Annotated in this window: 18 protein-coding genes; 13 read left to right on the forward strand and 5 right to left on the reverse strand. The window is 42.7% G+C overall.

Going from position 1 to position 22,671, the window contains the following annotated elements; all coding sequences use genetic code 11:
• Nucleotides 1–162: 162 nt before the first annotated feature.
• Both AAEZ00_RS14000 and AAEZ00_RS14005 read right to left on the reverse strand, forming a co-directional pair.
• The gene (locus AAEZ00_RS14000; protein WP_124013697.1) at nt 163–549 is read right to left on the reverse strand and encodes a VOC family protein; all 387 of its coding nucleotides are present in this window, start codon (nt 547–549) and stop codon (nt 163–165) included.
• Between the two features lie 89 nt (nt 550–638).
• Complete coding sequence (locus AAEZ00_RS14005) at nt 639–1,985, reverse strand: ABC1 kinase family protein (RefSeq protein WP_124013706.1); 1,347 nt, start codon at nt 1,983–1,985, stop codon at nt 639–641.
• Nucleotides 1,986–2,146: 161 nt separating this feature from the next.
• Between AAEZ00_RS14005 and AAEZ00_RS14010 the strand changes: the two genes are divergently transcribed.
• Entirely contained in the window at nt 2,147–3,721 is a 1,575-nt protein-coding gene (locus AAEZ00_RS14010; protein ID WP_351088824.1) for a tetratricopeptide repeat-containing sulfotransferase family protein, read from the forward strand.
• Between the two features lie 46 nt (nt 3,722–3,767).
• Here the strand turns inward: AAEZ00_RS14010 and AAEZ00_RS14015 are convergent, their stop codons facing one another.
• From AAEZ00_RS14015 to AAEZ00_RS14025, 3 genes are read right to left on the reverse strand one after another with little or no spacing between them, the layout of a single operon-like run.
• Complete coding sequence (locus tag AAEZ00_RS14015; RefSeq protein WP_351088826.1) at nt 3,768–4,922, reverse strand: aspartyl/asparaginyl beta-hydroxylase domain-containing protein; 1,155 nt, start codon at nt 4,920–4,922, stop codon at nt 3,768–3,770.
• 18 nt (nt 4,923–4,940) lie between these two features.
• Complete coding sequence (locus AAEZ00_RS14020) at nt 4,941–5,987, reverse strand: sulfotransferase family protein (protein ID WP_351088828.1); 1,047 nt, start codon at nt 5,985–5,987, stop codon at nt 4,941–4,943.
• Between the two features lie 60 nt (nt 5,988–6,047).
• Entirely contained in the window at nt 6,048–6,590 is a 543-nt protein-coding gene (locus tag AAEZ00_RS14025; protein WP_124013701.1) for a hydrolase, read from the reverse strand.
• Nucleotides 6,591–6,712: 122 nt separating this feature from the next.
• Here AAEZ00_RS14025 and AAEZ00_RS14030 point away from each other — a divergent pair, with 122 nt between their 5' ends.
• The 12 genes from AAEZ00_RS14030 (at nt 6,713) to AAEZ00_RS14085 (ending at nt 22,602) form a co-directional block, all read left to right on the forward strand.
• A complete protein-coding gene (locus AAEZ00_RS14030; RefSeq protein WP_351078033.1) occupies nt 6,713–7,774 on the forward strand; it encodes a T6SS phospholipase effector Tle1-like catalytic domain-containing protein in 1,062 nt (353 codons plus the stop codon).
• Between the two features lie 99 nt (nt 7,775–7,873).
• Complete coding sequence (locus tag AAEZ00_RS14035; protein ID WP_502959331.1) at nt 7,874–8,692, forward strand: cobalamin-binding protein; 819 nt, start codon at nt 7,874–7,876, stop codon at nt 8,690–8,692.
• 663 nt (nt 8,693–9,355) lie between these two features.
• On the forward strand, nt 9,356–10,393 hold the full coding sequence (locus tag AAEZ00_RS14040; protein WP_351088830.1) for a hypothetical protein: 1,038 nt from the start codon (nt 9,356–9,358) through the stop codon (nt 10,391–10,393).
• On the forward strand, nt 10,383–11,993 hold the full coding sequence (locus AAEZ00_RS14045) for a hypothetical protein (protein ID WP_351088832.1): 1,611 nt from the start codon (nt 10,383–10,385) through the stop codon (nt 11,991–11,993). Before AAEZ00_RS14040 ends, AAEZ00_RS14045 begins: the two co-directional genes overlap by 11 nt.
• 403 nt (nt 11,994–12,396) lie before the next feature.
• A complete protein-coding gene (locus tag AAEZ00_RS14050) occupies nt 12,397–13,374 on the forward strand; it encodes a transposase (RefSeq protein ID WP_351088874.1) in 978 nt (325 codons plus the stop codon).
• A gap of 1,397 nt (nt 13,375–14,771) precedes the next feature.
• On the forward strand, nt 14,772–16,031 hold the full coding sequence (locus AAEZ00_RS14055) for an efflux RND transporter periplasmic adaptor subunit (protein ID WP_351088876.1): 1,260 nt from the start codon (nt 14,772–14,774) through the stop codon (nt 16,029–16,031).
• A gap of 80 nt (nt 16,032–16,111) precedes the next feature.
• Nucleotides 16,112–16,333 (forward strand): hypothetical protein, encoded by a 222-nt coding sequence (locus tag AAEZ00_RS14060; protein ID WP_101032596.1) that lies wholly within the window; start codon nt 16,112–16,114, stop codon nt 16,331–16,333.
• Nucleotides 16,334–16,429: 96 nt separating this feature from the next.
• Nucleotides 16,430–17,134 carry an ABC transporter ATP-binding protein gene (locus AAEZ00_RS14065; protein ID WP_124014018.1) on the forward strand — a complete coding sequence of 235 codons (705 nt, stop codon included), beginning with the start codon at nt 16,430–16,432 and terminating at the stop codon, nt 17,132–17,134.
• 11 nt (nt 17,135–17,145) lie between these two features.
• Nucleotides 17,146–18,459 (forward strand): ABC transporter permease, encoded by a 1,314-nt coding sequence (locus AAEZ00_RS14070; protein WP_351088834.1) that lies wholly within the window; start codon nt 17,146–17,148, stop codon nt 18,457–18,459.
• Between the two features lie 10 nt (nt 18,460–18,469).
• Nucleotides 18,470–19,678 (forward strand): FtsX-like permease family protein, encoded by a 1,209-nt coding sequence (locus tag AAEZ00_RS14075; protein ID WP_351088836.1) that lies wholly within the window; start codon nt 18,470–18,472, stop codon nt 19,676–19,678.
• Between the two features lie 147 nt (nt 19,679–19,825).
• Nucleotides 19,826–21,229, forward strand: coding sequence for a sigma-54-dependent transcriptional regulator (locus tag AAEZ00_RS14080; RefSeq protein WP_351088838.1), 1,404 nt, complete (start codon nt 19,826–19,828; stop codon nt 21,227–21,229).
• Between the two features lie 2 nt (nt 21,230–21,231).
• Complete coding sequence (locus tag AAEZ00_RS14085; RefSeq protein ID WP_351088878.1) at nt 21,232–22,602, forward strand: sensor histidine kinase; 1,371 nt, start codon at nt 21,232–21,234, stop codon at nt 22,600–22,602.
• Nucleotides 22,603–22,671: the final 69 nt, after the last annotated feature.

Here is a 22,671-nt window from a genome sequence, read left to right on the forward strand (position 1 = left end):
CTATAAGTGCATTGCAGGTTTGGTATTAGTTCCTATCACCTTGGAGACACTTGCTGACATAGGATATAAATAGTCAAAAAAAATCCCCGCGGATAAACACCGCCGGGATAATATTTTAAAAAGCTCTCTCATCGCAAGCTCAGGCTATAGACCCAAAACGACTTAGGCTTTAGCCACTCTGTGCAAGGCACAAACTTTATTACCATCTGGATCGCGAAGATAAGCTAAATACAAGTCAAACGCTGGACCTGAGCGTACCCCAGGCGCATCTTCACAGCCTGTGCCGCCATTGGCTACACCTGCAGCATGCCATGCATCAGCCAATGCGGGTGTTTCAGCGGCAAAACCGATAGTCGTGCCATTGCCATGACATGCTGACTCACCATTAATGGGTTTAGTTAATGCCAATATACCCGTTGGCGTCATGTAAAAACACCGACCTTTGTCATCAATCTTGCCAGCGGCGTGGCCCAATGTTGCTAAAATTGCATCGTAGAACTTCTTTGATGTTTGGATGTCATTAACGCCGATCATAATGTGACTAAACATAGTAACTCTCCTTGTATGAACTCAACTGAATTCAATGGTTATCAGGCCCATCTATATCTTCACGACGGGTTTAGCTTATTGATGTGTTTTTATTGTCTAACATTGAGCTTAGTTAAGCTCAAATTTGAGGTTTGATAAACAGAAAATAATGTTGCTACGTTTACTTTGGCATTAAGTTTTGCCGCCAGTAAATACATACCTGCCAATTTTCGATGTATAAAAATAGCATCGGTTGGCGGGGTATGCCATTCATTTTGTTGGGTACTCATGACTTTACCTGCTTGAGTAATGCGTTTAGCTAAATTACTTGCGCCAAAGTCGTAATCCCCGTCAAAGCGAAGTGGCTCGCAAGCTTGATAGAAAATATCAATAATTAATTGTTGCTGGGCGGGATCAATTTGATCTTGAAAAAAGCCAATTTGCTTGGCTGCAGCCGTCATTTTAGTCTTGTCTTCATCAGCGGCTCCTAGCATGAGCTCTAGGTAGCCATCTGATAACGTATCACTGATCGCTCGCGTAGCGCCAAAGTCGAATAGAACGATTTTTTGAGTATCTTTTTGATACTGAAAATTGGCAAAGTTAGGATCAGACTGGACTAATTTAAATTCAAATAGCTCTTTAAAGCACAAGGCCATTAGCGTGGTAGCAATTTGATCCCGCACCTCTTGTGGTGATTGTGCTAATGACTCAATGGCCACCCCTTCGACAAACTGCATGCACAAAATACTGTCATTACTGAGTTGCTTATATACCTTGGGCACAATAAAGCTTGGGTCGTCAGCCAATTGCTGCTGATAAAGTGCTATTTGTTGTGCTTCGAAGTGATAATCTGCTTCGTTATGCAGCTGCGCTTTAGCTTCAGCCAATAAGGTATCGAGTTTAACGTTTGCCGGAATAAGGCGTGAGACTTTTAATAATGTGGCAACGTTGTCGATATCGCTGTCGATACTGTCTCGAATACCTGGGTATTGAATTTTGATTGCCAGTTTTTCGCCAGTCTCTAAATAGGCTAAATGCACTTGGCCAATAGAGGCCGCGGCAAATGGGCGTAATTCAAATTGAGCAAACGGAGCAAGCCAGTCTGGGCCCCAATGCTCAACTAATAAATGGGTTAATTGCTTATGTGGCATAGCTTTAGCGTCTGAACGCAGTTTTGCGAATATGTCTGCTAACTCGGGAGGCACGAGATCGCCCGCATCCATTGACAACATTTGACCCACTTTCATCGCGGCGCCGCGCAGCTGTGACAACTTGTCTGCTACATGGCCAATGTTGGTTGGGGTCATCATCAGTTGTTGCATTGATGGTGATTTGCCTTGGCTAAACTGTTTTGCGCCTTCAAACAGGACGTTACCCGCTAGGCGTGAAGCCAGCCCACCCATTTTTGATAATCGAGATAAACGGCTAGTTGGCACTTTGGCTTCATTATTTTTCATCATCACTCACTTGTTTCGCGTAAATGGGGAACGCATGTAGTCATTGTACGCTTAAGTTGATTATTTCGTTCAATATGCGCTGATGCCCTAGTCAGAAATAGCGGTATTTTATGTTAATGTTATTGGGACTCATAAACTAATAATAAGAAAAGGACCCTCGTTTGAGTATTATTAATCAATATTTGAGCCAAGCGGAATCGCTGTTTAAATCTAAAAATTATTCGTCGGCCAGAATATATGCTCGTAAAGTGGTTAAGCGTGATGATAGGCACGTTGGCGCCCTAGCATTATTAGGCCACATTCATTTACAGCAGCAACAATATGCCCAAGCCGAAAGCTATTTTGTTAGCGCTGTATCGATTGAACCTCATACGGTTTCAGTGTTGACGGGGTTACTGGCTATAGCTGAAGTGAAACAAGACTTTTTCTCGGCTAAAGGCTATTTAGAACAGTTAATTAATCTGCAACCACAGGTCGGCCAATACCGTTATAAACTGGGGCTAGTCGCGACTAAAGTGGCCGATATGGCATTAGCTGAACACAGTTTTGAATGGTGTGTTGAACATGATTTTGAAGAGCCAGCGGTGCAGCTCAATTTAGGTCATATTTATAAAGCGAAAGGTGATACTGAGCGCGCGGCTAATTTTTATCATCAGTATATTCAATTAAGCCCAAAGCAAGTCGGTGTTGGCTATTGGAGCTTAGCTGATTTAAAGCAGTATCGATTTAGCGCTAATGATTTAGCGTTATTACAACACTTTGCTTCGGACGCGTCGCTCAGTAAGCAAAATCAGGCGTTAGTTTATTTCGCCTTGTGTAAAGCCTATGAACAACATCAGCAAATCGATAAAGCCTGTGAGTCGATGTTATCAGCCAATCAAATTATGGCGGTTTATCGGCCATTTAAGCAGCCTTTGTTCGCTAAAATTGTGTTGTCTTTACTTGGACATACTCCGTCGCCACATATTGATAGTTTACCGACAACTGGCCAAACGCCCATTTTTATTGTCGGGATGCCGCGTTCTGGCACCACTTTGGTTGAACAGATTTTAGCCTGTCATAGTGAGGTAGGTGCTACCGATGAGTTACCATTTATGGAGCGATTTGCGCTACAAATGGACATGTCGGGCGGTTATCAATCTCAATTAAGCCAGCTTTCTGCTAATGAGATTATGCAGTTCCGCCAACGTTATTTAACCGAAGTGGATCATTATTTTACCGAGGCACCGACTTATGTGATTGATAAAAATCCGAATAATTTTTTGCATATTGCCCTCATTAAAAGCTTATTTCCCCAAGCAAAAATTATTAACGTGGTGCGTAACACGGTCGACAATGGTTTGAGCGTGTTTAAGCAGTTTTTCAGTTTTGGTCACGATTATTCGTATTCGTTTACGGGAATAACCAGTTACTGGCAGCATTATTTAGACATCATGGCGCATTGGGACAAACTGTACCCGAACGAGATATTACATGTGTGTTTTGAGCAACTGGTGCGTGAACCAGACTCGCAAATTCAGCGCATGCTGGACTATTGTGGCTTAACTACTCAGGCGCAATGCTTTACTTTTTATGAGTCAGATCGCGCCGTATTAACGCCCAGTGCCAGTCAGGTTAGGCAGCCTATGAACCCTAAGGCTATTGGTCAGGCTGCTAAGTACCAGCCTTTTATTGCGGCGGAAATTGCGCAACTTGATGCGATTGCCAAAAAAGCATCGCAGCAATTTTTTGGTTAATAAAATGGCGCCAATAAGGCGCCATTTTATCTGATTAGGATTAATGCTAACTCACTTTACCGTGGCAGGCTTTATAGCGTTCGCCGCTGCCGCATGGGCAAGGACTGTTGCGTGATTGTGGTGCCGCGATAGGACTGGCGGTTGTTGCCGTCGCCGCTTTAGCGGGGTGATTTTTACCAACGCCACTTTTGGAGACGACGTTAGGTGTCGCGGCTGCCGATTTGTTGCTACCTTGATATTGTTCGCTTAGTTCAATATTCATACACGCCACGACAACCAATTGTTCGAAGGCTTTTATCGCCGAGCCCGAATGCATTAGTTGCAGCGATTTAGCGCATTGGGAGGCTTTGACCATGGTTTGCTGGCGCAGGGCATGATAATGCGCCCAACCGGCTTTAGTACACTCAAATTGCAGCCATAACACCCGCCAATCGGCAACAAACTCAGCCATCAGCAACCTAAATGCACTCACTTCTTCAGTTGTGTTTTGGGCATTGTGATTAATTTCAGTTAACAGCTCATTGGTTAAATATTCAACCTCTGCCGCAGGCATGATCAGCGGGGAATTAAATTGCTCAGTGATGAATGTTGCAGGTAAGTCTGGGTTAAAGCCGACGAATTGACTGCTTAATGCGGTTGATTGATCGTCTACTATTGAGCGAGAGTGTTGAAAAACAGTGCGCCAAAATTGGCTTGAACCAGCAAGGTCTATCACTAAGTGCACTCGATACTGGTCACTGTTATTTTCCACTTTGTGATGTTTCCAAGAGTCGAAAATCCAACACTCCCCCGCACCCATGTGGACTTGTTTGTCATGACAAAAAAACTGTACTTGTTCGGTGGTGGTAATAGGAATATGTACGCGAACGCGTTTATACCAATGATAATTGATGTCTGAATGCAGTGGTACTTGTGCGCCAGGGGATAAACGCATTAAGCGTGAACGACTGAGTACTTCGCCAAATGAGGCTAATATTTGTTTGATGTAAGGGCTTTTATCTAGCGCCAATGTGGGCTTCATTGGCCCTTTAAAGTCATTATTAAATTCGCCGTTGACCGAGATTAACGGAATGGCAGAATTGCCTTGAAAACCTTCATGATGAGTCACCCAATCTGATTCGGTAAATTGCTCGATCTCTTTGGTTAATTGACCAACATCAAAGCTAAAAGGTAACTGATAAAACTCATGGGGTAACTTCATAATTTGGCTCTCTGCTGTTTAGCTTAACGCACCATGGCATTGTTTAAATCGTTTGCCAGACCCACAAGGGCAGGGACTGTTACGAGCCACATTATTATAGATAGGGACTTTTGTTAATGGCTTTGTTAATGGTGCGGCTTGCGGTTTTGCTAATGGCACGGTTGGCTCAGCAATGTCGTGTTGCTGCCATTGAGTGTCATATATTGGATGACCGCGTTCGTGTAAATGATGATTGATTTTGTTCAGTGTCGTAGAAGTACTCGGCCAAATTTTGGCAATGTCATGATAGTTTTCGAGCCACTTATTGGGTTTGGGTGTCGATATGGTGTAGCGAGAATGCGCTAATGGCTTACTGCATAATTGCGCTAAAGCTGGGTCGAAATCCGTACCGGTAAATTGACAGAGTTGCTTAACGGTTTTCGCAGGGTTGGCAATTAATTGATCATAAGACACCATGCACCAGCGATTGCTGTCGATCTTTTGCAATGAATCCATAATAGCTTCATTAGCCGCTTGCCATTGAAATGCGGCGATAGCCTGCAATGGTTGCTGATTTAACTGTTGCCATTTTTCTGGAAGCAGTAGCGACCAATTGTGTTTATCCCACCCCGGTAAGTTAGGGTAAGTGACAAACTTATTCGACCGCCAAGCTTGCATAATACTGCTAATATTTTCTTTGGGTTCTCTGACGAGGTAGATAAACAAGGCGTCAGGAAATAGCGCATTAAAAAAATCGACTCGTAAGCTATTCTTGGGGGTTTTCTCTAAAAAACGAATACTCGCATCGCTATTTTTTTCGGGCTTATGGCCTTGGTTATCTTGCAGCGCATCGCTAAAACGGTGCAATAATTGCTGACGTAAATCGGCATCAATATCCTGTTCCGTTAAGGCATTAGAACTAAATTGACGGTAGGCAACATTCAGTTTGGGAATGGTTTCAATCAGCGCATGGCTCTCCCCACCAATAGTGAATATTGACTGGCTTTTTGATAACACCTCGAACAACAGGGTACTGCCAGAACGGGGCGCGGATAAAATAATAATGGGCCGATCAAATGGGTGCATAGCAGTATGATGTTATTGTTATATTTATTTTAACATCATACCCACACTGGCAACCTATGGCTACTTTATCAATTTCAGTAAGGCCTTAAAGCGATCACCTTGGGCAACATGCTGTAGTTCAAATAGCAGTGATTCGACATTGGTAAGTTTAGCGCCATCATTGAGCATCATTTGCACTCCAAGTACTTTATTGTCTGTACCCCGAGATGACACCGCATCGGCGACAAGATGCACTTGATAGTCGTTAGCCAATAAGTCTTGGCAGGTTTGGTAAACGCAAACATGGGTTTCAATACCGGCTAGGATCACGTTGTGACGTTTTAATGAGTTAAGTTGTTGTTTTACTTCTTCACAGTGCCAGCCACTAAAATGCTTTTTAGCTATGGGTTGTGTGGTTTGCGACAACAATTGTGAGAGTTCTTCGCTAGTATGGCCTAATTTATCGGGTAATTGTTCTAACCAAATAATGGGGATATCAAATAGTTGTGCACCTTGAATTAATATCGCAAGTTTTTGGTGTAGCGGGGCCGATTGCTGCATAACTTGGGCGAGCTTACCTTGTACGTCCACAATCATTAATACACTTTGTTCTGCTGTTAGCATGGTCAGTTACTCGAATAGATTAAGTGAGCTTTCGAGTATTGGTTATTTTGACGATGGTGAAAATAGGCATTTAGTCTATTATGCTTTATGGGATTATTTACACTGGAGCGTCAGGGATTGATATGAACAAACGAATTATTATTTGTGCCGATGGCACCTGGAATCGGCCAGAAAAAGATCTTGAAAAAGATCACGCCACTAATGTGCTTAAACTCGCCAGAGCGATAAAGCCTATTGCCGATGATGGTGTGCCCCAGCAGGTGTTTTACGATTGGGGGATTGGTTCCTACTATGACTCGATGATTGGCGGCGCGACGGGGCGAGGGCTGCATAAAAATATTATGGATGCTTACCGCTACATAGTGCAAAACTATTCCCCTGGTGACCAAATATATTTGTTTGGGTTTAGCCGAGGTGCTTATACAGTGCGTTGTTTGTGTGGCCTAATTAACAATTGCGGTATTGTTACTCGGCCAGATGCCAAGCTTATCCAGCAAGCCTTTGACCACTATAAAATGAAAACTAAACCCTTCGCTCCAGATGGTGAACGTTCGCTGCAGTTTCGTCAGCAGCATTCTCATCCATCACGTGATGTGGCGTTTGTTGGCGTGTGGGACACAGTCGGAGCCATGGGGATCCCGGTGTCTTTTTTAGGCCTGTTTGAAGACAAAGATGAGTTTTACGACACTAAACTTGGCCGTAATGTAAAGGTGGCGCGCCACGCGCTGGCGCTTGATGAACATCGCAGCGACTTTGAACCGACACTTTGGCAACCCCGAAGTGGCATTGATATCAAGCAAGTGTGGTTTGCTGGCGCCCACAGTAATATTGGTGGTAGTGTTGCGCCCAATTCAGACGGTAGTACCTTGTCGGACATTGGATTGCAGTGGATGATTAGCCAAGCAATGGCATTTGATTTAACGGTAGAATTGCACTTAGCTGATACATTGTTGCCTAACCCTATGGCTGATATTGAAGATTCGTATCGCAGTTTTTATCGGATCAAAAAGCGTTTTTACCGTGAAGTAGCCCCTGTACTTGAGCCCGCACTTAAGTCTGAGCTTTCGCTAATACAGATCCATCAATCGGTTAAAACCCGTTGGTTAAATGACGATCGTTACCGGCCTCAAAACTTAGTAAAATACATTGATAACTATGGCTGGCCCGATAAACTGGTTGATTAGCCACTTTTGATTCGTCGCTTTTAATTAACATCAGGTATTAAGGAAAACATCTTGTTGCGTCTATTTTTATCGCTGAGCATTGTCATTGGATTATTGTCGGTGTCGTTGATTTTACCTGGGGCTGAACTCACTTCAGTACAAGCTCAACAACAAAAGCCACCAGCCAAACGGATTATTGCCTTGTCACCTCATGGGGTTGAAATGCTGTTTGCTATTGGTGCTGGGGAGTCAATTTTAGCCACCACTGATTATGCAGATTATCCCGCAGCGGCTAAAGATATTCCCCGTATTGGTGGCTATTATGGTATTCAGATAGAGCGGGTGATTGAGCTAAATCCAGATTTGATCATCGTTTGGCAAAGTGGCAACAAACAGGGCGACATTAATCAGTTGCGTGATTTAGGCTTTACCCTGTTTAATAGCGACCCTAAAAACTTAGCCGATGTGGCCACTGATCTTGAAGCGCTCGGTAAACTGACGGGTAACGAGGTGCAAGCGCAGCAAGTGGCGACAGATTATCGTCAACAACTAGCCCAAATCAGGCTAAAAAACCAAGCCAAACCTGCAGTCAAAGTGTTTTATCAGTTATGGTCTACACCACTAATGACCGTTGCAAAAGGCAGTTGGATCCAACACCTTATTGAAGTGTGCCACGGTGAAAATGTGTTTTATGACGCTGCTAGTGAGTACCCGCAAATCAGTATTGAGAATGTGTTATTAACTGGAGCCGAAGTAATTTTACAAAGCCAAGATGAAGGCAATGTATTAGGCATTAACTGGGCCGATTGGCCTGAATTACCCGCAGTAAAAAATCAGCATATTTACCAGTTTGATGCCGATTTACTTCATCGGGCCACCCCAAGGGCGATTCAAGGCGTTAATGCGGTTTGTGGGGCGTTGGATAAGGTAAGAAGGTAGATTATTGAACTGGTGCGTTTTGCACTGTTTCTTATGGCCTGCGGCCACTAACGTCGTGGCGCTTCGCCCACACCAGACCAAGAGGAAACCAACGGCTGTTCCCTCTTTACTCTTTATCAAAAATTGGCCCAGCCGCCCCGCAACATTTTCAAACAGCGAAAAGGTCGCCATGGGGATTAATCCAGCTTTTAACTTTGTTTGTATTCTGCCTCAGCCTTATTCGAAAATGCTAACGCTTCCGATAGGCCATCCTTGGCCAACGAAAGCTAGCCTGACGTCCTGTCAGGCTCACGCTATTTTCTTCAACGGCCTCAAGTTCAGAGTTGAATTTGTCCCTTTTTAAATCAAAAACCAACTTGTTTTTACCCCAATTCTTGCTGGCCATCATTAGAGCTCAAGCCTCTGCCGACTAAATTTGCCATAGATAACTTAATGAACTGGCAAAAGGCGAGGCTTGTCCCGATTTTTTTAGATGACGGGCTACTATTAGAGTTTTACGTACACAATCACGGTGATTGAGATAAATCAAACAAATTGAAAACAGTGACTTACGCTATTGATTGAAAACACTACGAACTGGTATGGTAGTGCGCTTGCATAGGGTTTAGAGCAGTTTGGTGTTGTAGATAATCTAAGTTTGATTTAATCAATGGAGTAGCAACTGTGTACACTTTTAAGAACACAGAAATTACCAATAAAAAATCATCTGAATATGAAACTAAATCGATGCTGTATCTAATGGGAATGCGCCCAGATAGTGATATGGTAGAGATTGTGGTGGTGGATTGCTTTAACGACGTTACTGGCGTAAATGATAACTTTACGATAATGCTTGATGTTCAAAGTAAAAACTACAGTACATTCAACCCATCGCGAATTGGAGATAGCCTTTACACCTTATTCGATAACTTCGTATCAAAATTTCAATTTCATGATTATGTTCTTTTTAGTAAGCCATTTAATCATAGCTATGTTTTTGACTCAAGTTTACGTTCGTTTGACTACAGCAACATCAAGCCTAAAACGCAACAACGTATAGAAAAAAAGCTACGAGAAGTCATCATTAAGAATCATAAATCTCTTGATGAAATAAAGTTCATAGAGTTTTTAGATGAAGTAACGTTTTTTAATGATGACTATCCTTGCAGTCATTATATTAAGGAACTTTCTAATTTTAAATCAAAGACAATAATAAATGATTTAACTTATGGAAATATTTTTGACGAAATACGAGATAAGCAATCAGCTTTAAAAAATTCAGAGATTGAAAATGAGACTATCTTAGAGCCTCGTGAAGTGTTAAGGCTAGAAAGATACATAACTAAGTCACAAATAAACTCTCTTATTATAAGCAGAATTATAGGGGTCGCTGATATTTTTAAGGGGAGGGGTATTCCTATTGACTTTATGACAGTTGTTACTAATGAAGGGCTTGGAAAGAATAAAGATGCGTTGAAAGATACGATACAAGACTGCAACTCTAACCTCAGTAGAACATTATTCGATAAGGGAACGTCTAAGAAATTTTGGCGACTATCTGAAGCAGTTATAAAAATGGTTAGAACATCTGAATCTAACTGTGTTTGTGATTTATACGATGAGTTACGGATAAAAGTAAAAAATATGCCCCCACATATGGATAAAGTATCCACATTATATTTGATCTCGTTGGTTCTTCAAGGAATGAATAATGATTTTTAAGGTTTTTGGTGTTGGTAATAAAGCAGAGTCTTTTTTTGAGGATAGGCTTAGCGAGAAAGTAAATGTAATTTACAGCGACGATAATAATCGTGGTAAGACTCTTGTTATGCAGGGGCTTCTTTATACTATAGGTAACAACTCAATTTTCCCTGATGGGTTTGATGAAAAATCATATACATTTTACTCATTGATTAGAATAGGTGAAATCGATTATCAATTTGTACGTAAAGGTTCAACTTTTGTAGTTAAAAGCGAGGGGCTTTTAAAAATATTCGATACTGAATCTGAACTTAGAACATTTTTATCAACCGTGATTGGAACTATACCAAAAGTACAGAAAAAAGGTATGGATGTAACGGTCGATCTAACGACTTTTTATGAAATGTTTTTTGTCGGGCAAGACAAAAGAAACCCATCATCTCTTATTGGTAATGCTTTCTTCAAGAAAGATGACTTCAAATCTATGATATGTCAGTTAGCTGGGATTGAAAGACCGAACTTCGATAGTGATGATGAACTAGAAACAAAACTAAAAATTAGTGAACTTAAAGTTCAATATAAATCTCTAGTTAAAAAATTATCAATGCTGTCTGAAACACCATCACTTGCGTTGTTGACCTCTAAGATAGCAGATCATGAAGATGCTCGTTTAGTTCGAACTAAAGCAAAGCAACTCGCTGAAGAGATAAATGAGAAACGCAAGCAGCGTAACAGAGAGACAGTGAGAATAGAAAAACTCACTACACTCACAAATGAGCTAAATTCATTGAACCGAAATATGGATTTAGGTGAAATTGTTTGTTCAGATTGTGGTTCAACTAATATTGTATTCAAAAACAAGAGTATTGAGTTTGATGTAAGTAATATAGAGGTTAGAAATGAAATATTGAAATCTATATCTGAGAATATAGCGGATAAAAATGAAGCTGTCGTGTCATTTAGTCATGAGATAAACACGCTGCAAAGTAGGTTGTTAGATTTAGAAAAAAGCACGCCGCCAGATTTATTTCAATTGGCAATGTTTAGTGAAAACATTCGTACGGAAGAGCAATACGATTCAGATGCACACGAAATATTATTAACAATTCAAGAGCTAGAGAATCAAAAAACCAGCCTTAAAAAAGGTTTCAATGACACTAAAAATCAATGTGTGGAATACTTAAAACTTATTGTTAATTCAATGAATCGTTATCGTGATGGAATAGACCCAAATGCTCGCCTACATTTCAACGATCTATTCTCAAAAGCGAATAATGTATACTCAGGCAGTGACGAGCAAGAATACTATTACTGTAGAGTAATGGCGATTAATAAAATTCTAGAACACAATTTTCCAATAATCATTGATTCATTCAGAGATGGTGAGCTTTCTAGTTATAAAGAAGAGAGAATGCTTGGTGAATATATAAATTTAGAAAAGCAGGTTATATTGACTTCAACTTTGAAGAAAGAGGAATACAATAACGGGAAGTATTCCGATCAAAGAATTAATAGTATCGATTATAGTAGGCACCCTAATGGTAAGTTATTATCTACCGATCACAATGAAAAATTTAAAAAGTGTATTGACGCTTTCGGTGGTTTAATCATTTTGTCCTAATACTTCATCTGATAAAATCATAAATTTTCTAGTTTGCCGTAATTTCCACAATAAACTCGAATTCATATGATAGTAGTAAATGATTAAAGTCATCGACTGGGTGATGCCAGAACTCAGCAGTTACGGAATTTCAATTCGTAAACAATAGGTTCAGGTCTGGCGTTTTGCTACTGGACATTCAGCTTAGTTTTACTAATCCTGTATTGGTGGACTAGAGCATGAAATCTAGCTCATTTCTGTCCATAAACGAGTTGATAGTAAGATCAAGCCACCCATGATTATTGGCGAATATTTAAGCATTGGTCTAGTCTTTAGTTAAGACCAAGTCACCCATGATTATTGGCGAATATTTAAGCATTGGTCTAGTCTTTAGTTATCTTTATTTACTTGCAGGTAATGAATGATGGCCAGACCAAGACAAACAATAGTCAGTTTAGATGACACGCCCTATTATCACTGCTGTTCACGTGTTGTTCGTAAAGCATTTCTATGCGGTATTGATAACACGACGGGTGAAAACTTCGAACATCGACGAGAGTGGGTTGATTCACGCATTGTTGAACTTGCCACCATTTTTGCAGTTGATATCTGCGCCTATGCGGTGATGAGTAACCACTTGCATGTTGTGGTTAAGGTTGATGCAGACAAAGCCAAAAACTGGTCAGATAAAGACGTACTTTTTCAATGGCACAAAGGCTTTAAGGGCACATTGTTAACGCAAAAGTTTATCAAAGGTGAAGACCTAAACGAATTTGAGCTTAAAACAGTGAATGATTGTATTACTCAATACCGACAACGCTTGGTCGATATCAGTTGGTTTATGCGTTCCTTGAGTGAGCCGATTGCCAGAATGGCTAATAAAGAAGATAAATGCACTGGCAGGTTCTGGGAGGGACGTTTTAAATCCCAGGCGTTATTAGATGAAGCTGCGGTATTAGCTTGCATGGCCTATGTCGATTTAAACCCTATTCGCGCAAAAATGGCAACAACCCCCGAAACCTCAGATTACACTAGCATTCAACGTCGAATAAACTCAGCGATAAAAGGTGAACAACCAGCAGAGTTACTGCCTTTTGTTGGTAATGAACGTCAAGGAATGCCTAAAGGACTGATGTTCCGTGTAGAAGACTATATTGTACTTGTAGAAGATACCGGCCGTATTATCCGTGAAGACAAGCGGGGTGCTATTAGCTCAAGTAGCCAACAGATCCTAAACAGACTCAATATTCCCGCAGAAAACTGGTTAAAAATAACCACCGAATTTGGTCATTTATTCAAAGGTGCGGTCGGTGCGTTACCGGCATTAACTGAATATTGTGAGCATCTAGATAGAAAACGACGACAAGGTGCATCAAACTGCCAGCGTTGGCTGTGCGCTTAACCGTTAATTTATAAAACCTGCCACTTAATTTCTACTTGATTAATATCAGGTTTTTATGTTGTGTTGGATTTATTATATTGACCGCGTCTAAACATTGCGAGCGTATTTTTTTGATGAAATCTATTGTCTTCCCATTTGGCTAGTCATAGAAGGCTATCGTCATCTAGGTTGAAAGAGGTTAAGTTAATTAGCTAGAAAAATGGGTGGCATTGTTGCTTGCAGGAAAGTCATGGAGCAGAAAGTATCAAAGCTTCGAGTGAGTATTGCAAAGGTAACCCCTGTGGTTACCGGGTAACATAGTACGCCTTAGTGGAGGCTTGAGCCGTATGCAGTGAAAGTTGCACGTACGGTTCTTAGGAGAGCGGCACTTGGCAACAGGTGTCGCTTATCCGACATAAACGAGTTAGTAACGCTTGCAAAAGTCTAAATTCAACTCTGAACTTGAGGCCGTTGAAGAAAATAGCGTGAAGCTCACATGGATGTGAGCTTAGCTTTCGCGGTACAGGATGTACCATCGGAAGCGATAGCATTTTCGAATAAGGCCGAAGACGGTTACAGATGAAGTTAAAAGCTGGATAAATCCCCGTGGCGACCTTTTCGCTGTTTGAAAATGTCGCGGGGCGGCTGGGAGTTCCAAGAGGGAACGGCCGTTGGTTTCCTCTTGGTCTGGTGTGGGTGAAGCGCCACGACGTTAGTGGCCGTAGGCCATATCTTAAACCCACTTTTGTCCATAATTTACTTAGAAGTCTTGATTGAAAATGCCTAAATTCAACTCTGGACTTGAGGCCGTTGAAGAAAATGACGTGAGCTGGCCATGGACGGCCAGCTAGCTTTCGAGGGGAAGGGACGCCCCATCGGAAGCGTTAGCATTTTCACTCTTTACAATAAGATGGGCTGAAGCAGGTTACAAACGAAGTTTAAAGCTGGATCAATTTCCGTCGCAATTTTTTCGCTGCTGTTGTTTGGTTAAACAGCGAAAATGTTGCCGGAACGGGAGGGGTGATCCAAGAGGGGATTGCTGTTGATCCCCTTTTGGCCCGTGCAGGGTGGAACCTTGCGATCTTAAGCGTTAGTGGCCGCAGGCCATATCTTAAACACACTTTTGACCAAAAATGATTTAATCACTATTAAATATATTACCTACAGGCATCAATCGTTTCTGTTCGCGAAGTAGATAACCCCCCTATATCCATAAAACAAAAAGTGTCCGCTCGGACACTTTTCTATTGAACGGACAGTTTTAAAGCTGTCCGCGGACACTTTTATGCTGTTCGGCTATCTTTTTTAATTCTTATCATTATGAAAAATAACAATAAATAACTATTGGCATGGCTTGTGCTTTACCTTGGTATATACGTGAAGTGGTGTGTGTTGTCAGCACCGACTGGGGAACTGAGATGATTAAAGACACAAGTAGCCAAGATACCGTTATCGCGCCGAAGTTAGGCAATAAGTTGCGCTTACCCTTGATAATAGGCTGCGGTGCTATTTTGATGAGTGCATTGGTGTGGGCAAGTTTAGGCCATGACAGCTCAGTGCGTTCAGTTGATGGTGCTGACTTACGCTTAGCAACGCTAACCCGTGGCACCTTGGTTCGTGATATCGCCACCACAGGTAAAATTGTGGCGGCTAACGCGCCGATTTTATACAGCACTGAAGAAGGTGTGGTGACGTTACTCAGTCTGCCCGGCGATGAAGTTGAGCAGGGACAAGTGGTGGCCAAGATTGAAAGCCCGCGTTTGCAAAGTGAGCTGCAACAGCAGCAGTCATTACTTGAAGGTATGCAAGGTAATTTAGAGCGGTCTAAGTTGGATGCTCGCCGTGAGCAGCTTAGGGTGAGCCAGATATTAGACATGGCGAAAGTGGATTTAGAAGCCGCTGATCGCGAAAGCCGTCGTGGCGATCAATTGATTGAGTCGAGTTTGATCAGCAAAATCGATTTTGAAAAAAGCAAAGATGACTTACACAAAGCAAAATTACTGCATAAGCACGCCCAGCAAGAAGTCGAGTTGATGCGCGACACCCTCAGTTTTGAAATTAAAAACCGTACCCTTGAAGTACAACGCCAAGCACTGGTAGTGAGTGAGTTAACCCGCCAAGCCAATGCCCTCAATATTATTGCCCCTGTTAGCGGCATTATTGGTAATTGGCTGGTGGAGCAAAAGGCCCGTATTGGCGCGAGCCAGCCGATGTTAACCGTAGTCGATTTAACGGCCTTTGAAGCAGAACTGGCTGTGCCAGAGTCTTATGCTGATGAGTTGGGACTGGGTATGGATGTTGAGCTGAGCTTTGGCAACGTCAATGTGGTAGGGCAATTGTCGTCAATATCACCTGAAGTACGCAACCGTGAAGTGACTGCCAGAGTGCGTTTTGCCGACAGTAACACCTTATCTTTGCGCCAAAACCAACGTTTATCTGCCCGAGTATTACTGGAAAATCGCCCCAATGTGTTGATGGTAAAGCGCGGTGATTTTCTCAATCTTGGCGGTGAAATGGCCTACCAAGTGAGTGAGTCTGTTGCCCGCCATAAAACGGTCAAGCTTGGCGCACGCAGTATGAGCCAAGTTGAAGTGCTTGAAGGGGGTGAAGAAGGTGAGGTGTGGGTGATATCGGGCACCGAAACCTTTAAACATGAACCCAAGATTCAGATCCGATAACTAATTTGATAAACAGGTCGAGAACTTAAGCTGACAGCGTAAGTCGATAACTACAAATACTAATCGAGTAAGGATATCCCATGACATTCACTCAACGTAGACAATTTATTGCGTTAGCCGCGCTGGTTCTTTTGGCCATAGCCGTTATTTATCGTATTGATAATCATACTGACTGGTTATCTGTCAGTTTGCAGTTAATTGATATGAGCAGCCAGGTATCGACTCGTCTGTGGGATAACAACCCTATAGTCAGTTTACATATTGATATCAGCTCAATTGCACACATTAAGCTACAGTTTTAGCCCTTTTATTAACATAACAGCATTTGGTTTAGCAGCACTTGCATTAGCAGCCATAGCCGCTGGGATGTTACCCCAAATTCACCAAGGAAAGTCACTATGTTATCCATGAAAAACATCAGCAAAGTGTTCAAAACTGATTTAGTTGAAACCCATGCCCTGCGCGATTTTAATCTTGAAGTTAACGAAGGCGAGTTTGTCGCGGTTACCGGTCCGTCTGGTTCGGGTAAAACCACCTTTTTGAATATTGCTGGTCTGCTAGAAGGGTTTACTGCTGGCGAGTATCGTCTTGATGGCGTTAATGTGTCTAATTTAAGCGATAACAAAAGTGCCAAAGTGCGCAATGAAAAAATCGGCTTTATTTTTCAAGGTTTTAATTTAATCACCGATCTTAATTTAGCCGAAAACGTCGAAGTACCATTACGTTATCGCGGTATGAATGCCAGCGAGCGTAAGCGCCGCGTTGAATCGGCTCTTGAACAAGTGGGCTTAGGTGCGCGGATGAAGCATTTACCGACCCAATTGTCTGGCGGGCAACAACAGCGCGTCGCGATAGCGCGTGCATTAGCGGGGGAGCCACGGTTTTTACTCGCCGACGAACCCACAGGGAACCTAGACAGCTTAATGGCACGCCAAGTGATGGAATTACTGGAAAATATCAATCAAAACGGTACCACCATTATCATGGTGACCCATGACCCAGAATTGGCCCGCCGCGCTCAGCGCAATATTCAGATTGTTGATGGTCAAGTATGTGATTTTTCGATGTATCAACACGCTGCCACCGGCACTCGTAACCGCTAAGGGGAATACTGATGTTTTTTTATTATTGCGATTTAGCGTGGCGAAGCATTAGACAAACGCCAATGTTATCAATGTTAATGGTGTTAGCGATTTCGATTGGTATCGGCATTACCATCACCACGCTCAATGTCTACAAAACCATGTCTTATAATCCGGCGGGCGATCGCAGTGAGGTGATTAACTCGGTGCAGTTATGGAGCCAAGGGTTGGATACGTGGGATGAGTTAATGGCAAATATCACTTATACCGATGCGATTAATTTGCGTAATAACAATGGATTAAGCCTTAAGGCAGCGACTTACCGTACTGGCTTAGCCCTGCAGTCTGACAACCTAAAAATTGAGCCAGTGTTGAACGGTGTTCGAGTGACAGATAGGGACTTTTTCCGAATTTTTTCGGTGCCATTTTTATATGGTAGTTACTGGGATGCTAGCGTCGATTTACGCCCTGCTTATCAAGTGGTGATTAGTCAAAAATTAAACTTACGCTTTTTTGAAGGTAAAAACAGTGTGGGTAAAACGGTATTTTTAAACCGTAAACCTTACCAAATCGTCGGGGTGATTGATGACTGGAATCCACAGCCCAAATACTACGATCCTCTCAATGGCGCATTTAATGACGCGGAAGAAATATTTATTCCTTTCTCGTTAACTGGCCAAGAAGAATTTGATGTGTGGGGCAATACCAGTGGTTGGAAATTTGAACCTATGCTGACTTACAAGGATCGATTAGTGTCTGAAAAAGTGTGGATTCAATTTTGGACCGAGCTGGCTACCAACGAGAAAAAGCAAAGCTATCTCGGCTGGTTAACGCGTTATGTCGAGCAGCAACGAGCCATTGGCCGCTTTACTGACACCGCTAAAACCCCCGCAGAATCTGTGCAAATCAGTGATATCGACAAATGGCTTGAAGACAATAATGTGGTACCTAAAGATAACAAAATATTAGTCGGATTAAGCTTACTGTTTTTAAGTGTGTGCTTGGTGAATATCCTCGGGTTATTACTGACCAAATTTTTAAAGCGTGCGCCAGAAGTTGGCGTTCGCCGTGCCATTGGCGCCAGTCGTGGACAGATTTTTAGTCAGTACATGGTCGAAGTGGGCATGATTGGCTTTATCGGTGGCGTGGTCGGGTTGTTGTGGGCGTGGGGCTCGTTGACGGCGTTGCACAGCTATTTTGACATGGACCAAAGTGTGACAGGACTTGATGTCAGTATGTGGTTTATCACCCCGTTAATAGCGATTTCTACCGCGGTTTTGGCTGGTATTTACCCTGCGTGGGTGGTGTGCCGCACTAAACCCAGTGTGTATTTAAAAGCCCAATAAGGACATCATCATGTTACATATTAAACCGATTTTATCCAGTTTAATGCGCAGTAAAAGTTCACCTATTTTATTGTTATTACAGATTATTCTCTCTGTTGCGATTGTGGCCAATGCCAGCTTTATAATTAACGAACGTTTGTCGTTAATGCAGCGTGAGTCTGGTTATGCTGAAGATCAAATACTCACATTTAGTGTGTATAACTTTGACCCCGCCATCGATAATGCGAAGCAAAATCAGGTTGATCAACTCATTTTGCGTTCATTACCGAACGTCATCGATGCCAGTTCCAGCAATATGTTGCCTTTAAGCGACAGTGGCTGGATGGACCGTTATGTTGATGGCCCTAATCCAGATACGGCTAAAAGTACCCCTGGATTTGCTTTTTACTTGGGCAATGAACATTTATTGGATGTGATGGGGGCTAAGTTAATTGCCGGGCGTAATTTTACTGCCGACGAAATCAATAGCAACTTAGATGACAGTGGCATGCTGGCGTTAGTGTCACAGCCCTTAGCCAAAGCCTTTTGGGGCGATGAGTCACCGCTGGGTAAAACCCTATATCAAGGTGAGCAAGCTGTGACGATTATTGGCGTGGTGGATAAGTTGCAAGGTGCTTGGGTTGACCATGAAAACTTTGAATATAGCGTGATCCAAAATATCGACTTTGGTGGCAATGGTAGCAACAAGTCTTACATGGTGCGAGCGTTACCTGAGCATATTCCCGCGTTAGAAGAAGCGATCCGCAAAGCATTGCATGCTGAAAACCCCAATCGCGTGTTTGATAACTTTCAAACGCTGTCAGAGATAAGATCCATTACCTACGGTAATCACCGACTAATGGCGACGGTACTGAGTATTATGGTGGTGTTACTGCTACTTATTACTGCGCTAGGATTAACGGGCATGGTGATGTTTAATATTCAACGTCGCACTAAACAAATCGGTACTCGTCGTGCACTAGGCGCTAATAAGCGTGACATCATTGAATACTTTATGATCGAAAACTATTTAATTTGTATTGTTGGCGGGGTGATAGGCGGCCTGTTGTCGCTCGTGCTGGGTCAGCAATTGATGAAGCTGTACAGCTTACCTATGGTGCCGATAATGTATCCTATCGTATCGGTCATGGGTTTGTTAATGGTTACCACGCTGGCGGTCATCGTGCCCGCCACCAAAGCCGCCAATATTTCACCGGCTATGGCGACCCGCAGTGTGTAAAGAGATTAACATGGCGATATTTTTCATTTAAATTATTTACGATAGCGTGACGATTTGTTATTACGTCATGCTAATGTTGTTTAAACATACTGCCGTTTAAACATACTGTTGTTTAGAGATAACCTAATTGGACGCAAGCATACTGCAATGGACACTATTTTAATTGTTGATGACAATCACCCAATTTGCCAAGCACTTGCGCTAATGATTGAGCTGCATGGCTACCAAGCTGTTTTTTGTCACACACCAGAAGCGGCCATTGAAATTGTCACCAAGCAAGAGATCAGCTTGGCTATTCAAGACATGAATTTTAGCCGCGACACCACCTCGGGTGAAGAGGGCAAACAGCTGTTTTATGCTTTGCGTCAGTTGCAGCCTAATTTACCGATTATTTTAATGACCGCCTGGACTCAATTAGAAACCGCTGTCGAGTTAGTCAAAGCGGGTGCGGCCGATTACATGGGTAAACCGTGGGATGACGCTAAGCTTTTAAATAGCATTAGTAACTTATTATCTATTTATCGATTGTCACAGCAAAATAGCCAACTAAGTCGAATTCACAGCGATCGGATGTCGGCCATTAATGGTGCCGACTTATGTGGCTTGATTTTTGGTAGTGGTGCAATGCAGCGTTGTGTTGACTTGGCGTTGCAAGTTGCCCGCTCCGATGTATCCGTGATGATCACCGGCCCTAATGGTGCCGGAAAAGACAAAATAGCCGATATTTTACAGGCCAACTCGCCATTAAAAGACCAGCCGTTTATTAAGGTTAACATTGGCGCATTACCAATGGATTTATTAGAGGCCGAACTGTTTGGCGCAGAAGCCGGTGCGTTTACGGGCGCTAATAAAACCCGCATGGGGCGTTTTGAAGCCGCTGACGGCGGTACGTTATTTTTAGATGAAATTGGCAACTTGCCTTTGTCTGGTCAAGTTAAGTTATTGCGGGTGCTGCAAACCGGTGAGTTTGAACGTTTAGGCAGTCACCAAACCCGCAAAGTGAATGTGCGGGTGATTAGTGCTACCAATGCCGATTTGGCCGATGACATTGCCCATGGCCGCTTTCGTGAAGATTTATTTTACCGCTTAAATGTGATTGAACTGAGTGTGCCGCCATTGCATCAACGCCAAGATGATATTTTACCGCTAGTGAAACACTTTATTGGTGCTAATTTTAGCCTTGATAAGTCGACCCAGCAGGCGTTAATTAATCATAGTTGGTCGGGTAATGTGCGCGAATTAGAAAATGCCTGCAAAAGGGCGGCGCTATTAGCCAAGTCACCACAATTAACGATTGATGACTTTGGCTTGATGGCGATAGCTAATGGCGGCGCGGCTACCCAGCATGCGCTTGTCGTTGAACATCATTTTGGCCAACGAGAGCAGGGTATGGATGATACTCAGTCGATTTGCGAACCAGATAAGCAACAGATAGAAGATGCCTTAGTGCAATATAATGGCGTTATCGCCAGAGTGGCAAAATCCTTTGGCTTAAGTAGGCAAGCCTTGTATCGCCGGATGGAGAAATACGGCCTTAGGGTGACTAAATAATGATGTTATCGTTACGCACTAAATTGCTGCTCAGTAACATGTTGAGCTGCCTTTTGGGTTCAGTGTCAGGGGCTTTAGTGTGGCTTACATTGGGTGACGACACCTTATGGCTGGCTATTATTGTGATGCTGGCCGTGTGTTATTTTTGCAGCATGTGGCTTACCCGCAGATTGAGTGACAGTCTACGAGCATTAGAAATCGGTCTACTTAACTTTAAAGATAATGACTTTAGTGTGTCGCTGCATCCTTACGGCGAGCCACAGTTAGATGCGTTAGTGAGCTTATATAACCAAGCGTCGGCAAAATTGCGCAGCGAGCGACAGTTTATTTATCAGCGTGAGTTAATGCTCGATAAGGTGATTCAAAACTCGCCTAATGTCATGCTGTTAATTGATGATAATCAACGGGTTATTTATGCGAATGGCGCCGCGAGGCATTTGTTTAATCAGGGTGTCAAAGTAGAAGGCATGTTGTTACCAGAACTTGTCGTTACGTTACCCGATGCGCTTAAAACGGCGTTAAACAGTGAACAAGAAGGCTTGTTTTCGATGGGCAGCAGCGATAGCACTTCGGATGATGTTGATAATAACGCTGGTAGTAACGCTGATAATAACGCTGATAGTAGCGATGTTGAAACCTGGCATATTTCTCGGGGGCGTTTTACCCAAAACAATCAGCAGCACCATTTAATTCTACTTAAACAGCTGACTAAAGAGCTTAATCGTCAAGAAGTGGCTGTGTGGAAAAAGGTCATTCGAATTATCAGCCATGAGCTCAATAATTCGGTCGCGCCCATTGCCTCCATGGTCAATTCGGGTAAGTTTTTAACCCAACATTTAGATAATGATAAGCTGCAATTAATTTTTGATACTATTGAAAATCGTACTACTCATTTAAGTCAGTTTATTTCCCATTATGCCCAGTTTTCCAAACTGCCACTGCCACAAAAAGAGTTGATTGATTGGACTAAGATGACCCAGCAGCTGGCGCAGCAATATCCGTTTCGTCTGTTATCAGCCTTACCGCAAACCGCGATTAAGCTCGATGCAGTGCAATTAGAACAAGTACTGATTAATTTACTTAAAAATGCCCATGAGTCCGGCTCTAGTGCCGATAATGTGGCGCTGAGCTTTGACGAAACGATTCATCCGCTTGCGGGTTTATTGATAAAAGTGGATGATCAAGGCAGCGGGATGTCGAGCGAAGTATTATCGCAGGCGTTATTGCCTTTTTATTCTACCAAACAGTCTGGCACTGGCATTGGCTTGCCATTATGCCGCGAAATTATTGAGGCCCACGGCGGACGGATTAGCATGCAAAACCGCCCACAAGGCGGCTTAAGCGTCAAACTCTGGTTACCTGCTCAACCCTGACACGTCATTAGCGACTCACTATTGGTTCACTCACTATTGGTTCACTCACTATTGGTTCACTGTTAGCTC

Origin of the sequence: Shewanella sp. S1-49-MNA-CIBAN-0167, from assembly GCF_040310145.1 — a bacterium.
In the GTDB taxonomy this organism is placed as follows: Bacteria; Pseudomonadota; Gammaproteobacteria; order Enterobacterales; family Shewanellaceae; genus Shewanella; species Shewanella psychromarinicola.